14 protein-coding genes are annotated in these 14,500 nt (G+C 66.0%); 4 read left to right on the forward strand and 10 right to left on the reverse strand.

Translation table 11 applies throughout. The features are described from left to right. Positions 1 to 157: 157 nt before the first annotated feature. Positions 158 to 1,756, forward strand: coding sequence for an RNA repair transcriptional activator RtcR (gene rtcR / locus ACK6AU_RS29045; RefSeq protein ID WP_409303059.1), 1,599 nt, complete (start codon positions 158 to 160; stop codon positions 1,754 to 1,756). A gap of 120 nt (positions 1,757 to 1,876) precedes the next feature. Here the strand turns inward: rtcR and ACK6AU_RS29050 are convergent, their stop codons facing one another. Beyond that, positions 1,877 to 2,305 (reverse strand): PaaI family thioesterase, encoded by a 429-nt coding sequence (locus tag ACK6AU_RS29050; RefSeq protein ID WP_409303061.1) that lies wholly within the window; start codon positions 2,303 to 2,305, stop codon positions 1,877 to 1,879. Between the two features lie 189 nt (positions 2,306 to 2,494). On the opposite strand from ACK6AU_RS29050, the gene ACK6AU_RS29055 reads away from it, so the two are divergent. Next, positions 2,495 to 3,292: a DUF4349 domain-containing protein gene (locus ACK6AU_RS29055; RefSeq protein ID WP_409303063.1), complete on the forward strand. Its 798-nt coding sequence runs from the start codon at positions 2,495 to 2,497 to the stop codon at positions 3,290 to 3,292. 6 nt (positions 3,293 to 3,298) lie between these two features. On the opposite strand, the gene ACK6AU_RS29060 is transcribed toward ACK6AU_RS29055, so the two are convergent. Both ACK6AU_RS29060 and ACK6AU_RS29065 read right to left on the reverse strand, forming a co-directional pair. Next, positions 3,299 to 3,847, reverse strand: coding sequence for an ATP phosphoribosyltransferase regulatory subunit (locus ACK6AU_RS29060; RefSeq protein ID WP_409303075.1), 549 nt, complete (start codon positions 3,845 to 3,847; stop codon positions 3,299 to 3,301). Between the two features lie 307 nt (positions 3,848 to 4,154). Continuing rightward, positions 4,155 to 5,243 carry a DUF1615 domain-containing protein gene (locus ACK6AU_RS29065; protein WP_409303065.1) on the reverse strand — a complete coding sequence of 363 codons (1,089 nt, stop codon included), beginning with the start codon at positions 5,241 to 5,243 and terminating at the stop codon, positions 4,155 to 4,157. A gap of 345 nt (positions 5,244 to 5,588) precedes the next feature. On the opposite strand from ACK6AU_RS29065, the gene ACK6AU_RS29070 reads away from it, so the two are divergent. Together ACK6AU_RS29070 and ACK6AU_RS29075 are read left to right on the forward strand one after the other, a co-directional pair. Beyond that, positions 5,589 to 6,203 (forward strand): LysE family translocator, encoded by a 615-nt coding sequence (locus tag ACK6AU_RS29070; protein ID WP_185701094.1) that lies wholly within the window; start codon positions 5,589 to 5,591, stop codon positions 6,201 to 6,203. A 57-nt stretch (positions 6,204 to 6,260) separates the two neighbouring features. After that, the gene (locus tag ACK6AU_RS29075) at positions 6,261 to 7,823 is read left to right on the forward strand and encodes an FAD-dependent monooxygenase (RefSeq protein WP_185701093.1); all 1,563 of its coding nucleotides are present in this window, start codon (positions 6,261 to 6,263) and stop codon (positions 7,821 to 7,823) included. Positions 7,824 to 7,844: 21 nt separating this feature from the next. Here the strand turns inward: ACK6AU_RS29075 and hemB are convergent, their stop codons facing one another. The 7 genes from hemB to ACK6AU_RS29110 form a co-directional block, all read right to left on the reverse strand. Then, positions 7,845 to 8,819 (reverse strand): porphobilinogen synthase, encoded by a 975-nt coding sequence (gene hemB / locus ACK6AU_RS29080; RefSeq protein ID WP_185701092.1) that lies wholly within the window; start codon positions 8,817 to 8,819, stop codon positions 7,845 to 7,847. Between the two features lie 222 nt (positions 8,820 to 9,041). Beyond that, on the reverse strand, positions 9,042 to 9,884 hold the full coding sequence (locus tag ACK6AU_RS29085) for a PhzF family phenazine biosynthesis protein (RefSeq protein WP_185701091.1): 843 nt from the start codon (positions 9,882 to 9,884) through the stop codon (positions 9,042 to 9,044). A 185-nt stretch (positions 9,885 to 10,069) separates the two neighbouring features. After that, positions 10,070 to 10,774 carry a glutathione binding-like protein gene (locus tag ACK6AU_RS29090; protein WP_185701090.1) on the reverse strand — a complete coding sequence of 235 codons (705 nt, stop codon included), beginning with the start codon at positions 10,772 to 10,774 and terminating at the stop codon, positions 10,070 to 10,072. 243 nt (positions 10,775 to 11,017) lie between these two features. After that, complete coding sequence (locus ACK6AU_RS29095; protein ID WP_409303069.1) at positions 11,018 to 12,307, reverse strand: NAD(P)/FAD-dependent oxidoreductase; 1,290 nt, start codon at positions 12,305 to 12,307, stop codon at positions 11,018 to 11,020. Beyond that, positions 12,304 to 13,050, reverse strand: a complete 747-nt coding sequence (locus ACK6AU_RS29100; protein ID WP_409303071.1) for an amino acid ABC transporter ATP-binding protein — start codon at positions 13,048 to 13,050, stop codon at positions 12,304 to 12,306. Before ACK6AU_RS29100 ends, ACK6AU_RS29095 begins: the two co-directional genes overlap by 4 nt. Then, the gene (locus ACK6AU_RS29105; protein ID WP_185701087.1) at positions 13,047 to 13,703 is read right to left on the reverse strand and encodes an amino acid ABC transporter permease; all 657 of its coding nucleotides are present in this window, start codon (positions 13,701 to 13,703) and stop codon (positions 13,047 to 13,049) included. Before ACK6AU_RS29105 ends, ACK6AU_RS29100 begins: the two co-directional genes overlap by 4 nt. A gap of 60 nt (positions 13,704 to 13,763) precedes the next feature. Beyond that, a partial coding sequence (locus ACK6AU_RS29110) for an ABC transporter substrate-binding protein (protein WP_409303073.1) occupies positions 13,764 to 14,500 on the reverse strand: 737 nt, incomplete at its 5' end.

Here is a 14,500-nt window from a genome sequence, read left to right on the forward strand (position 1 = left end):
CGCCGTGCCAGCTTTGAATTTTTTATCGAATTATTTTTTTAACTTATTGATTTTAAACAGATTTATTTTTCATCTTGCTTTCTTCTGTGATTTTTCGCGACAAACGCCACTCCGATTTTATATCTTTATCTATCGCAGTTTATCCAAGGATATAAACATGTCGGGCAAGTCCACGGTCGCCATCGGTTTCGTCGGCGCCACCCTCGACCGCGTCGGCAAGGGCGCCAACCGCTGGAGCCACTGGCGCCCGAGCGTGGGCTTGTGCCAGCAGCAGGATGTGCTGATTCACCGCCTGGAACTGATCCATGGCATCGACGCCCGGGACATCAGCCTCGCCGGGCGCATTGCCGACGACATCCGCCAGGTCTCCCCCGAGACCGAGGTGCGCCTGCACCCCATGGAGCTGAAGAACCCCTGGGACTTCGAGGAGGTGTATGGCGCCCTGCACGACTTCACCAGCGCCTACGCGTTCGACACCGAGCGCGAGGACTACCTGGTGCACATCACCACCGGGACCCACGTGGCGCAGATCTGCTGGTTCCTGTTGACCGAGGCCCGCTACCTGCCGGCGCGGTTGATCCAGACCTCGCCAGCCCGGCGCCGCGATCCGGGCGAACACGCCACCGGCACCCATGCGCTGATCGACCTCGACCTGTCGCGCTATGACCGCATCGCCTCGCGCTTCGCCCACAAGCGCCTGGAGGGCCTGGCCTTTCTCAAGTCGGGGATCGCCACCCGCAACCCGGCCTTCAACCGCTCCATCGAACAGATCGAGCGAGTGGCGGTACGCTCCAAGGCGCCGATGCTGCTGATCGGCCCCACCGGGGCGGGCAAGTCGTTCCTGGCCCGGCGCATCTATGAACTCAAGCGCGGCCGGCACCAGGTCCAGGGGCGCTTTGTCGAGGTCAACTGCGCCACCCTGCGCGGCGACGGTGCCATGTCGGCACTGTTCGGCCATACCAAGGGCGCCTTCACCGGCGCCCAGAACGCCCGCGACGGCCTGCTGCGGGCGGCCCACGGTGGCATGTTGTTCCTCGACGAGATCGGCGAACTGGGGCTGGACGAACAGGCGATGCTGCTCAAGGCCATCGAGGAGAAACGCTTCTTCCCCATGGGGTCGGACCAGGAGGTGGAGAGCGACTTCCTGATCATCGCCGGCACCCACCGCGACCTGCGCGGCCGGGTCGCCCAGGGCCTGTTCCGCGAAGACCTGTACGCCCGGATCAACCTCTGGACCTTCAACCTGCCGGGGCTGGCGGGACGCCGCGAAGACATCGAGCCCAACATCGATTTCGAGCTGGAACGCCATGCCCGGGAGCAAGGCCAACTGGTGCGCTTCAACCTCGAGGCCCGGCGGCGCTACCTGGCCTTCGCCAGCTCCAGCGAAGCGGCCTGGCTGGGCAACTTCCGCGAGCTATCGGCGTCCATCACCCGCATGGCCACCCTGGCCGATAGCGGCCGGATCGACGAGGCCCTGGCCCAGGAAGAGATCCAGCGCCTGCGCCATGCCTGGGGCCTGGAACAGGCCGAGGACGAGGTGCAACTGTTGCTAGGTGCAGATGTGGAACTGGACCTGTTCGACCGCCTGCAACTCAAGGCGGTGATCGCCGAATGCCGGCGCGCCGACAGCCTGTCGGATGCCGGGCGGCGCCTGTTCGGGGTCTCGCGCCTGGGCAAGGCCAATCCCAACGACGCCGATCGCTTGCGCAAGTACCTGGCGCGCTTCGGCCTGGACTGGAAACAGATCACCAGTTGAGCATCGCGTAGCTGTTCATGAATGCCCGCTGAAGGCCCTGGGGGCCTTGGCGCAGCCTCACAGGCTCGACAGCGGCTACAAGGGCTGCGCACGGGCGCGCAGCGGCCGCGATGCGTCGGATCAGGCCAGCGTCGGCGACGGTTGCGGCACGGCGAACACGCCGCTGGCTCGGGCCACTTCGCGCTCGCCAACGCTCAGCACCACGGTGGCGAAGGCGATCTGCCGCCCGCGCCGGGAATGCTCCAGGCGCACCTCCAGCCACTCCCCCACCTGCACCGCGCCCAGGTAATCGAGGTTCATGCTGGCCGTGATCAGCGGCAATGGCGGCTCGCTGGCGAACGCCATGGCATACCCCATGCCGACGTCCGCCAGGGTGGCGATGATGCCGCCATGGACGATGCCGCGACCGTTGGCGTGCCGCGCATCGGCGCGCAGGCCCACGCGCAGCCCACTGCCACTGCCGCGGCCATAGACCGGCCCGATCAACTCCAGCAACGGGCTGCTGCGCGGCAAGGGACTGAAGCCCTGGGGAATGTCTGCTTGATTCATAACGTACTCCTGGTCGACTCGGAACCGCCCCGGGGCATTCAGGTGTAGCGCCTATCCAGGGTGCTGCCCATGACCATCGACCAGGCAAATCCTCAGGAATAAATCACCGCGGGATCGTGGCGCAGTGGCCAAGGACGGTAAGATACGTGCCATTCAATCCCCCGCATGACCAGCCCCAAAGGAATCCCCATGTCGCATCAGGACGATCACCCCCGCCACCTGCGCCGCCTGGCCCTGGCTTTGCTCGGCGCCCTGGCCCTGAGCGCCTGCTCCCCCAGCGACCCACGCAGTGCCGGCGTAGCCCTCGGCGGTGCCCAGGGCCACGCCGGCGCGCAACTGGCCTATGAACACGAACTGACCCTGTCGCTGCCCTCGGAGCAGATCGGCCCGCGCCTGGCGCAAACCCGTGAAGCTTGCGAACAGGCGAAGTTCGGCGCGTGCAATATCCTGCGCCTGGAACAAGGCCAATACCGCGCCCAAGTGGTACTGCGGGTAGTACCGAGCGGCGTCGAGCCCCTGGTCGAGCAGGCCGCCGCAGGCGCCGAGCTGGGCGAGCGCATCACCAGCGCCGAAGACCTGGCCGATGCCGTGGCCGACGTGCAGCGCCAGCAGCAACGGCTCAAGGCCCAGCAGCAGCGGCTGGACGAACTGGCCGCGCGCAAGGACATCAGCGTCGGCGACCTGATCGCCTTGAGCAAGGAACAAGCCGGCATCGAGAATGACCTGCAAGCCCTGGCCCAGACCGCCGCTGGCCAGCAACGGCGGTTGGACACTAACCGCCTGACCCTGAACTTCCAGCCCAGCGACAGCGGCCAGCGCAGCTCCAACCTCAAGCGCGCCTTCAGCAACCTGCTGGACAACCTGGCCGACGGTACCGCCGAGGCCCTGGAGAAAGGCAGCTACGTGCTGCCCTTCGTGATCCTCGCCTTCCCCCTGGCGCTGTTGTGGGTCTGGCTGTGGCGCAAGTTCGTCCGTCGCCGCCAATAACCTCGCCTACGCCTGGGCCTGGAGCGCCAGTTGCAAGCGCTCCAGGCCGATGCCGAACCCGGCACCCTGGCGATAGGCCCCCGCCCCCACCACTTGCTGCTGCGCCCCCAGGCGCCGACAACGCACCTCGAAACCCTCGCCATCCAGGTAATAGCTCAAGCCACGCTTGACCCCGAGGTTGAGCTCATAGTCCAGCGCCAAGGCATCCAGGAAACCGGTGCACAACTGCTGCGCCTGCACCAGTGCCTGGCGCGGGTCGGGCCCGAGGATCTCCAGCCCCAGCTGGGTGAATTCGCGGTAGCGCCCGGCCTGGGGCTTCTCGTAGCGATAGCAGCGGGCAACGTAGAAGAACAGTGCCTGGGTCCGTCCCGCCAGCAGCTGGCCAGCGGTTTCCTGGAACAGCGCGGTGGCTTCCGGAATCAGGCAGCAAGGGCGACCGGCCTTGTCAGCGAAAGCCCACATCTGGCCGATGACTTCACTGCCACCGGCCTTCTCGATGAAGGTGTCCTGGCCCCACAAGGCCGGGACTATGACTTCTTCAGCACCCGCTTGGATGAAGCCAGCTCCGGAACCGGCCCTCCAGGATGCGCAGGTTGGCGGCTTGTTCGCCGGTGATCATTCGCGTGCCACGGAGCATGGTCATGGGTCGTTCCTCAGGTTTTTTACAGACAATAAAAAAGGCGCCTTGCAGGGCGCCTTGGTGGTGAATCGAGGGTCAGTGGCGAGGGATGCGCATCACTGACGGCTCGACGCGCATACGCGACCACGGCCCCTGGAATGAGGTCGATGGTGATGGGTGCGATTGCCGAGCCGGAAAAAATTCATGGCGCATCCTGGCATAGCGGATGCGCCGATGCCAAGCCTACTGGCGCGCCATGCAACGCTGATAGCGCTCGTCCACCCGCTTGGCGAACCAGGCGGTGGTCAGCTGGCGCGTGATCTTCGGGCTCTTGAGCTCGATGCCCGGGAGTATCTGCCGCGGTACGCCCTTGCCCTTGGCCTGGTCGGCCAGGGCGAACACCTTGCGGTACAGCGCGGTTTGCTCGAACTGCGCGCTGTCGCCCTGCTCCAGCTGGTCGCGAATCACCGGGTTGCGCAGCCCCAACTGCTTGCCCAGGGTGCGTACCGCCAGCTCGGTACTGCCGGGCAGGATCGAGTCGTAGCGGATCAGGTCGCCATCGAGCGCCAGGCGAATCCCGCTGAGCTGGCTGACCGCGGCCTGGAACGCGGCATTGCGGCTGGCGTACCAGCCAGCGTTGAAGTCGGCGAAGCGATACAGCGGCTGCGGGTAGCTCACCGGATAACCCAGCAGGTGGGCAATGCCGAAGTACAGGCCACCGCGACGACTGAAGACTTCGTGGCGGATCGAATCTCGTGGTGAATAGGGATAGCCCTGGGCGTGCTTCTCGGCAAAGGCGATGCTGACCTGCATCGGCCCGCCGGTGTGCACCGGGTTGAAACCGCCGAACAGGGTCTGGCCCATGGGCACCTGGCCGATGAAGTCATCGAAGATCGCGCTCAGTTCCTTTTCGGTACGGGCCTTGGCCAGGCGCTGGCTGTAGGACTGGCCGTCGCTGGAACGTACCTGCAACGCGGCGCTGACCAGCAGCCCCGGAACATGTGCCTTGGCCGCACGGCGATCGACCTCATCCCGGGCAATGCGCCCCAGGCCCGGCACCGCCGGATCGACCTGGAAACCGGACTCCTGCTCGGCCACCGCCAGCACCGCGCACAGGTTGCCGGGACTGGGCTCGAGCCCCTGGGCACTGAAGGCCACCTGGATGTCCCGGGCCCAGCCCTGGCGATCGTTCACCTGGGCGGGCAACAGTCGCAGGATGCGCGCCTGGACCTGCTCGGCAGGTATCTCGGGCGAGCGGGAACCGGGCTGGCTGGCACAACCGGCCAACAACAGCAGGCCCAGGAAACTGCCGACAAGGCGCTGTGAAATCATGTTTCTCCAAGGAAATTCGGGACCCGGTCCCATGCAAGTAAAGCAACGAACGCGAGCTTCGACCAAAGACCTGCAACGCCGTTCCCCTGCCCCTCGACAGCGTGATCGGCTTCGTGTAACCGCTGCCACAGCCTGTGCACGGGCGCGCAGCGGCCGCCTGGCCCGGCCATTCCTGCACTGAAGGTCCTTACGGGCCTTGGCGCAGCCTCGCAAGCTCGGCAGCGGCGACAGATCGGCTCAAATCGCCGGCAACAGCAACAGGGCCGACTAGAATCCATCTACTGCACATCCCCGCCTGGGTGTATGTTCGACGACTCCCTCGTCTTGCCATGGAGTAATGCCCGGATGTTGAACCTGGATTTCTTGATCACCAGCCTGATCGTCGTGCTGATTCCCGGCAGCGGCGTGATCCTCACCATCTCCACCGCCCTGCTGGCCGGCAAGCGCGCCAGCCTGTTCACCGCCATCGGCTGCACCGGCGGGATAGTCCCGCACCTGCTGGCCTCGATCCTCGGCCTGTCGGCGATCCTGCATACCAGTGCCCTGGCGTTCCAGGGCCTGAAGTTCGCCGGGGTCGCCTACCTGCTGTACCTGGCCTACGCCACCTGGCGTGATCGCTCGGCCTTCGCCGTCGACAGCCACGCGGTCAGCCAGGGCGCCGGCGCGCTGATGCTCAAGGCCTGCCTGCTGAACATCCTCAACCCCAAGCTGACGATCTTCTTCCTCGCCTTCCTGCCGCAGTTCATCAGCCACGACGGCAGCGACCCGATCCCGCAGATGCTGCTCCTGAGCGGCGTGTTCATGGCCATGACCTTCTTGGTGTTCGCCCTCTACGGCTTGCTGGCCAACCTGTTCCGCCGCGCGGTGATCGAGTCGCCCAAGGTCCAGGACTGGCTGCGCCGCAGCTTCGCCGCCAGCTTTGCCGGCCTGGGGCTGAATCTGGCCTTCGCCCAGCGTTGACGCCGTGACGAGCAGCGCCAGGCCCATGACATTGACTGCCTTGCCGAGGACCCAGACATGACCTGCAGCGACGTATTGATCTGCGGCGCCGGCCCCACCGGCCTGGTCCTGGCGCTCTGGTTGCGCCAGCAAGGAGTCAAGGTGCGGATCATCGACAAGACCCATGGCCCGGGCACCACGTCCCGGGCCCTGGCGGTGCAGGCCCGGACCCTGGAACTGTATCGTCAGCTGGGCCTGACCCAGGCCATCGTCGAGCGCGGCTACCACGTGCCGGCGGTGAACCTCTGGGTCAAGGGCGAGCGGGCCGCGCAGCTGCCGTTCAATGCCATCGGCACCGACCTGACACCCTACCCCTTCCTGCAGATCTTCCCCCAGGACGAACACGAGCAACTGCTGATCGAGCGCCTGGCCCAGCTGGGTACCCAGGTCGAGCGCGACACCGAACTGCTGGCCTTCACCGACCACGGCCACCTGGTCAACGCCCGCCTGCGCGGCCCCGACGGCCGCGAAGAACACTGCCAGGCGTTCTACCTGGCCGGTTGCGACGGCGCCCACTCCGTCGTGCGCAAGACCCTGGGCAGCGCCTTCCCCGGCGGCACCTACCAGCAGGTGTTCTACGTCGCCGATGTCGAGGCCGGCGGCCCGAGCCTCGATGGCCAGCTGCATGTGGACCTGGACGATGCCGACTTCCTGGCAGTGTTTCCCCTGGCCCAGAGTGGTCGGGCGCGACTGATCGGCACCGTACGCGACGAACGCGCCGAGCACTCGGAGCACCTGCGCTTCGAGGATGTCAGCCAGCGCGCCATGCACCAGCTCAAGGTGGAGGTCGGCCAGGTCAACTGGTTCTCCAGCTACCGGGTGCACCACCGGGTGGCCGAGCAATTCCGCTGTGGCCGGGCGTTCCTGCTGGGCGACGCGGCGCACCTGCACAGCCCCGCTGGCGGGCAGGGCATGAACACCGGGATTGGCGACGCGATCAACCTGGCCTGGAAGCTGGCCGCGGTACTCAAGGGCCAGGCCAGCGAGGGCCTGCTGGACAGCTACGGCATCGAGCGCATGGAGTTCGCCCGGCGCCTGGTGGCCACCACCGACCGGGTGTTCAGCTTCGCCACCGCCGACGGCCCGATCGCCCAGCTGGTGCGGACCCGCCTGGCGCCCCTGCTACTGCCGAAGATCGCCGCCGTGGAGCGGGCCCGGGAGTTCCTGTTTCGCACCGTGTCGCAGATCACCCTGAACTACCGCGGCATGCCCCTGAGCGCCGGCGGCGCCGGCCCGGTGCACGGCGGCGATCGCCTGCCCTGGGTCAGGAGCGAGGGGCAAGACAATTTCGACAGCCTGGAGTACCTGGGCTGGCAAGTGCATGTGTATGGCGAGGCGAATGAGGATTTGCGCGACTGGTGCCAGGCCCGGGGAGTCCCGTTGTCGAGCTTCGACTGGCTGCCGGCCCATGCCGAGGCCGGGCTGGTGCGCAACGCCCTGTACCTGCTGCGCCCCGACACCTACGTGGCGCTGGCGGAGCGTTCGGCCGACCCGCAGGTGCTGGAGCGGTACTTTCGTGAACAGCGGATCCAGCCCCGGGCCGGCGCCACGCTGGACTGCGGCCCGCCCTGGAGCGCCTGACAGGCAGGCGCCAGGGGTGGCTCAGATCCCGGCCAGGGCCAGGTCCATGGCGAAGTAGGTGAAGATCAGGTCGGCGCCGGCGCGCTTGATCGAACCCAGGCTCTCGCGTACCACGCGCTGCTCGTCGATGGCCCCGGCCTGGGCACCGAACTTGATCATCGCGTACTCACCGCTGACCTGGTACGCCGCCACCGGCAGGCGCGAGGCTTCGCGGATGTCGCGGATGATGTCCAGGTAGGCGCCCGCCGGCTTGACCATCAGCGAGTCGGCGCCTTCCTGCTCGTCCAGCAACGACTCACGCACCGCTTCGCGGCGGTTCATCGGGTTCATCTGGTAGCTCTTGCGGTCGCCCTTGAGCGCGCTGCCGCCGGCTTCACGGAACGGGCCATAGAGCGCCGAGGCGAACTTGGTGGAATAGGCCATGATCGGCGTCTGGGTGAACCCGGCGGCGTCCAGGGCCCGGCGAATGGCCTGGACCTGGCCGTCCATGGCCGCCGACGGGGCGATCACGTCGGCACCGGCACGGGCGGCGGCCACGGCCTGCTTGCCGAGGTTGATCAGGGTCTGGTCGTTATCCACCTCATGGCCATGCATCACGCCGCAATGGCCGTGCTCGGTGTACTCGCAGAAGCAGGTGTCGGACATCACCACCATCTCCGGCACCGCGTCCTTGGCGATGCGCGACATGCGCGAGACCAGGCCGTTTTCCTGCCAGGTGTCGCTGCCATCGCCATCCAGGTGGTGGGACACGCCGAAGGTCATCACCGACTTGATCCCGGCGCGGGCATAACGCTCGATCTCGCTGGCGAGCCTGGACTCGGGAATGCGCATCACGCCGGGCATGCTCTTGATCGGCACGAAATCGTCGATTTCCTCCTCGACGAAAATCGGCAGCACCAGGTCGTTGAGGGTGAACTCGGTTTCCTGGAACAGACTGCGCAGCTGTTCGGAACGACGCAGGCGACGAGGACGGGCTTCTGGAAACTGACTGGACATGTTTTTTCCTAAGGCTGGGCGCGGGACAACTAGAGCTATATCGAAAAAAGGCTGAAAGCTTATGCCTGCGGCCGCCCGGGTACAAACCCGGGATGCTCAAGAGAGCCTTGCCGATCAGGTAACAATCGCCGGCAACCCCGGTGTTAAGGCACTCGCCACGAGGGCCGGGCAGTGCGCTGCGACGATCTGCCGCAAGCGTGCCGGGGCTGCTGAGGGCCTGGGCTACAGGCTCAGGTGGCCTGCGATGCAGGTCACCGCGTTGCCACCGATCCACACCTCGTCCCCCACCTGTTCCACCTCGATGCAACCGGCACGCCCCATGCTCAGGCCCTGGCTGACCCGATAGCGCGCCGGGGCCAGCCCCGCCCCCAGCAACCACTGGGCAATGCCGGCGTTCAGGCTGCCGGTGGCCGGGTCCTCGGGCATGCCGTCGCCAGCGATGAAGGCCCGGACTTCGAACTGCGCATCGCTCTCGTCGCGCTCCGGGTCGCAAGGGGCGATCACCCCCACCGCCAGGCCGCTCAACTGCGAATAGTCGGGTTGCAGCTCCAGCACCTGCTGGCGCTCGGCGAGCATCACTGCCAGCCAACCAGCGCCGTTATCGACCCACTGGGCATCGACGATCGCCCACGGCGCCAGGCGCAAACCCTGGCACACCTGCTCCAGCAACTCGGGCGCCACCGGCCCGGAGCGCAGCAGGGGCGGCGCCAGGAACGCCAATTGCTGCCCTTGACGGCGGATCCGCACCAGGCCCACCGCGCACTCCTGGATGATCTCCTGGCCCTTGGGCACCCCACCGGACTCCAGCCAGGCATGGCAACTGCCCAGGGTCGGATGTCCGGCGAACGGCAGCTCATTCAGGGTGGTGAAGATCCGCAGCCGATAGTCGGCACGCGGGTCCCGGGGCTGGAGGATGAAGGTGGTTTCGCTGAGGTTGGTCCAGTTGGCGAAGGTCGCCATTTGCTGTTCGTCGAGCCCGTCGGCGTCGAACACCACGGCCACCGGGTTGCCCTTCAGGGGCGTCGAGCTGAAGACATCGACTTGCTTGAAACTCAGGGGGCGCATACAAAATTTCCCGTTTCTTATTAAGGCACAGCGTTATAAGGCACAACGTGGCTGTAGCGCGGCTGCGAAAAGGGCCGCAGGCCCTTGCTTGGCGCCCCTAGACACACCTCTGGCGTTCTTGAGATCGCCGCGACCGCGACGCGCTCGTGCGCAGCTTGCGGCCGCGGCTACAGGGCAGGCACCCGTCAAGAAACCTTGGGTATCTCCAGCCCGCGAATCACCGCCGGCCGGGCCAGGAAGCGCGCCAGCACCCGCTGCACGTTGGCGAAGTTGTCGATGCCCACAAGCTCCCCGGCCTCGTAGAAGCCGATCAGGTTGCGGATCCACGGGAAGGTGGCGATATCGGCAATGGTGTAGCGCTCGCCCATGATCCAGTCGCGCCCTTGCAGGTGCTTGTCGAGCACCCCCAGCAGGCGCTTGGCTTCGTTCACGTAGCGCTCCAGGGGCCGCTTGTCCTCGTACTCCTTGCCGGCGAACTTATTGAAGAAGCCGACCTGGCCGAACATCGGCCCGATGCCGCCCATCTGGAACATCAGCCACTGGATGGTTTCATAGCGGGCCGCCGATTCCTGGGCCAGCAGTTGCCCGCTCTTGTCGGCCAGGTAGACCAGGATCGCCCCGGACTCGAACAACGCCAGCGGCTGCTCGCCCGGGCCATGGGGATCGAGGATCGCCGGGATCTTGTTGTTGGGACTGACACTGAGGAACTCGGGCGTCATCTGGTCCTGGGTATCGAAGCTGATCCGATGGGCTTCGTAAGGCAGGCCGATCTCTTCGAGCATGATCGAGACCTTGACCCCATTGGGGGTGGGCAGGGAGTACAACTGGATCCAGTCGGGAAACTGCGCGGGCCATTTCTGGGTGACGGCAAAAGCGGAAAGATCGGTCATGACAGGCTTCCAGTCTCTATCAAAAGGGGAACAGCGCCACAGGCGGACAACCGCGGGGAATTATCCGCCGGCGCTTCTTAAATCGGCAACCTGCGGCGCTCAACCTGCCGATGATCGAATCAAATGCCATTCAGGGACTCAGACTTCACGGCCCCGGCAGGCCGAAACAATGGCAAGGCCAGCCTGCATAGCCAGAGCTGCAAGCAGGGCCTGGACAACGGCGCGCGTGAAGGCCCGCGCTGATCAGCCCAGGGCATCGAGCATCCGGTACCAGGCAATCCCCGCCCCCAGGTACAGGCGTTGCAAGCCATGCAGCGGGATCGGCCGCAGCGGCGTAAGCGGGAATGGAAAGCCCTGCCCTGTGCCCATCAATCTTCCGGCCAGGTACTTGCCCAGCAACGTCGACAGGGCAATGCCACGGCCGTTGTAGCCCAGCAGGATCGACAACCCCGGCGCAGGTTCATGCAGTTGCGGCAGGAAACTCGGGGTCAGGGCCACGCGCCCGCTCCAGCGGTACTCGATGGGTATGCCCGCCAGTTGCGGAAACAGGGTCAGCAACGAGCGCTCCAGGTGGCTCCAGTCGGCATCCTGGCGCGGTTCGGCAAACGGCCCGCGTCCCCCCAGCAACAAGCGCCCCTGGGCATCCTGCTTGAAGTACAACAGCAACCGCCGGGCATCGGAGCACACCTCGCCCCCGGGCAGGATGCTCTGGCGTAGCGGCGCAGGTAGCGGCCGGGTAGCGATGATGAAGCTATTGGCGGCGATTACCGTCTGGCGCAGTCCCGGCCACAGTCCATCGGTGTAGCCATTGGTCGCCAGCACGACCTTCGGCGCGCGCACCCGGATGCCGCGCCCGGTCTCCAGGGTCCATTGCCCGCCATCGCGGTACAGTTGCCGGACCCGACTCTGGCTATGCAGGCTCACCCCCAGCCCCAGGGCCACCCGGGCCAGGCCCCGGGCATAGTTCAGCGGATGCAGGCTGCCGGCCCGCGGGTCGACCCAGCCGCCCAGATACTGCTGGCTACCGATGCGTCGAGCCACCGCGGCCTTGTCCAGCAACTCCACGGCCACGCCGCGCTGGCGCCATTGCTCGGCGCGCCGCTCCAAAGTGTGCATCGCGGCGCTGGAACACGCCGGTTGGATCCAGCCCTTGCGAGTGGCATCGCAGCCAATGCCGTGCTCCTTGATCAGCTCGAACACTTCATCGGCCGCCGAACCCACGGCATTTACCAGCGCCTCGCCCTGCACCGGACCGAACTTGGCCAGCAGTTGCCCGGGATCGAACTTGAGCCCGGGAATCACCTGCCCACCGTTGCGCCCGGAAGCCCCCCAGCCGGGCTCACCGGCATCCAGCACACAGACCCTGGCACCGGCCTGGGCCAGGCGCAGGGCCGTGACCAGCCCGGTATAGCCGGCACCGACAATCGCCACATCGACCTCACGGTCCTCGGCCAGCGCCGGGGTGTGCTCGGCCGGCATGGCGGTGGCCGCCCACAGCGAGGGCGGCAAGCGCAAGGGCTCAGAGATGCTCATGCCTGCACCTCCCCGCCCTGGTTGAGCAAGCGCCGCAGGAAGTCCCGGGTACGCGGATGCCTGGGGCTGCTGAGCACCGCCCTCGCCGACCCGGCCTCGACGATGCGCCCACCGTGGAGGAAGCACACCTGGTCCGCCACATCCTGGGCAAAACCCATTTCATGGGTAACCACGATCATGGTCATGCCTTCGCCGGCCAGCTTGCGCATCACCGCCAGTACCTCCCCCACCAGTTCCGGGTCCAGGGCCGAGGTCGGCTCGTCGAACAGGATCGCCTCGGGGTCCATGGCCAGCGCCCGGGCAATCGCCACCCGTTGCTGCTGGCCGCCGGAGAGCTCGTCCGGATAGGCGTGCATGCGATGGGCCAGGCCGACCTTTTCCAGCAGGGCCTCGGCCCGCAAGCGCGCTTGGGTGGGGTCCTGCTGCTTGACGTAGATCGGCCCCTCGGTGACGTTCTGCAACGCCGTGCGGTGGGGAAACAGATTGAAGCGCTGGAACACCATGGCCACCCGGGTGCGCAGCTCATGGATGCTCTTGGCCTGCCGGTCGACCCGCGCTCCGCTCACCAGGATGTCACCCTGCTCGTAGCTTTCCAGGCCGTTGATGCAGCGCAGCAGGGTCGACTTGCCGGACCCCGAAGGCCCGATCAGGCACACCACTTCACCGCTGCGCACCTCAAGGTCGATGCCTTCGAGCACCGCCACGTTGCCGAAGCTCTTGTGTACGCCCTTGATCTGGATCATGGCTTTCTCCGGCTGCTGATACGCGCCTCCAGGCGGCGCAGGACAAAGGACAATGGCAGGCTCAAGGCCAGGTAGAGCAAGGCGACCAGGGTGTAGACGGTCATGTTCTCGAAGGTCGAGGAAGCGATCAGCTGCCCGGCGCGGGTCATCTCGGCCACGGTGATGGTGGACACCAGCGACGAGTCCTTGAGCATCATCACCAGGGTGTTGCCATACGGAGGCAAGGCGATGCGCAAAGCCTGGGGCAGGACGACCCGGCGCATGATCATCGGCCCACGCATGCCGATGGACTCAGCCGCTTCGATCTGCCCCTGGTGGATGGCCTGGATACCGGCACGAAAGTTCTCCGCCTGGTACGCCGAATAGGCGATGCCCAGGCCGATCACCCCAGCCTGCATGGCGCTGAGCTGGATGCCGAAATCCGGCAGCACGAAGTAGATGTAGAACAGCTGGACGATGATCGGCAGCCCGCGAATGACATTGACCAGGCCGATGGCGAACAACGCCACCGAGCGCACCTTGGACACCATCATCAAGGCGAAGACCAGGCCGATCAGCGAACTGAGCACGAATGAGCCAACGGTGACCTGCAAGGTGACTACCGCCCCTTTCAATAGAATGGGCAGGAAGTCCAGAGCGTTCTGGAGAAACATGGCAAGACCTGTTTAATCGGCGAGGAAGGAACCCGGGCCAGACGCCGGGCCGCGACTGGATCAGTTGAGCTTCCAGTGCTCGAGGATGCGCTGCAGGGTGCCGTCGGCCTTGATCGCGGCGATCCCGCGGTTGACCTCGGCCAGGGTCTGCGCATCGCCCTGGCGCACGATCAGGCAGACATCGCCCATGACCACCGGCTGGTAGCCCTTGACCAGCCGCACCTTGTCCTGGCCGCCCTGGGCCAGCTGGTAGGCGAGGATCGGTCGGTCGGCGAAACCGGCCTTGATGCGCCCCAGGGCCAGGTCACGCATCAGGTCGGGAATCGAGTCATAGCCACGCACTTCCTTGAAGATCCCGCGCTTGTTCAACTCGTCGATGAATACCGTACCGACCTGGGCCCCGACGGTCGCCCCGGCCAGGTCCTCCATGCGGGTGTAGTCGGTCGCGTCGTCAGCCTTGACGATCAGGCCTTCGCCGTAGCTGAACACCGGGTCGGAGTACTGCACCACTTTCTCGCGCGCCGGGGTCCGCAGCATGGCGGCGGAAATGATGTCGATCTTGTGGGTGGTCAGGGAGGGAATCAGCGCGGCGAAGGTGGTCTGCTGGATCTCCACGGCGAAACCGCCGGCCTTGCCCACGGCCCGGGCGGCATCGATCATCATGCCCTCGATGCTCTGGCGCTTGACGTCGAGGAAGGTGAAGGGAATCCCGGTGGCGGTGGCGCCGACCTTGTATTGCGGTTCGGCCTGGGCCGACACCGGAAGGCCCAGGCCAAGGGCGCAACAGAGTGCGAATA

The organism is Pseudomonas sp. KCJK8993 (assembly GCF_046230915.1).
Classification (GTDB): domain Bacteria; phylum Pseudomonadota; class Gammaproteobacteria; order Pseudomonadales; family Pseudomonadaceae; genus Aquipseudomonas; species Aquipseudomonas piscis.

Coding starts and splice junctions, on each gene's coding strand:
- rtcR (WP_409303059.1), top strand. CDS start 158: ATGTCGGGCAAGTCCACGGTCGCCATCGGTTTCGTCGGCGCCACCCTC.
- ACK6AU_RS29050 (WP_409303061.1), bottom strand. CDS start 2,305: ATGAATCAAGCAGACATTCCCCAGGGCTTCAGTCCCTTGCCGCGCAGC.
- ACK6AU_RS29055 (WP_409303063.1), top strand. CDS start 2,495: ATGTCGCATCAGGACGATCACCCCCGCCACCTGCGCCGCCTGGCCCTG.
- ACK6AU_RS29065 (WP_409303065.1), bottom strand. CDS start 5,243: ATGATTTCACAGCGCCTTGTCGGCAGTTTCCTGGGCCTGCTGTTGTTG.
- ACK6AU_RS29070 (WP_185701094.1), top strand. CDS start 5,589: ATGTTGAACCTGGATTTCTTGATCACCAGCCTGATCGTCGTGCTGATT.
- ACK6AU_RS29075 (WP_185701093.1), top strand. CDS start 6,261: ATGACCTGCAGCGACGTATTGATCTGCGGCGCCGGCCCCACCGGCCTG.
- hemB (WP_185701092.1), bottom strand. CDS start 8,819: ATGTCCAGTCAGTTTCCAGAAGCCCGTCCTCGTCGCCTGCGTCGTTCC.
- ACK6AU_RS29085 (WP_185701091.1), bottom strand. CDS start 9,884: ATGCGCCCCCTGAGTTTCAAGCAAGTCGATGTCTTCAGCTCGACGCCC.
- ACK6AU_RS29090 (WP_185701090.1), bottom strand. CDS start 10,774: ATGACCGATCTTTCCGCTTTTGCCGTCACCCAGAAATGGCCCGCGCAG.
- ACK6AU_RS29095 (WP_409303069.1), bottom strand. CDS start 12,307: ATGAGCATCTCTGAGCCCTTGCGCTTGCCGCCCTCGCTGTGGGCGGCC.
- ACK6AU_RS29100 (WP_409303071.1), bottom strand. CDS start 13,050: ATGATCCAGATCAAGGGCGTACACAAGAGCTTCGGCAACGTGGCGGTG.
- ACK6AU_RS29105 (WP_185701087.1), bottom strand. CDS start 13,703: ATGTTTCTCCAGAACGCTCTGGACTTCCTGCCCATTCTATTGAAAGGG.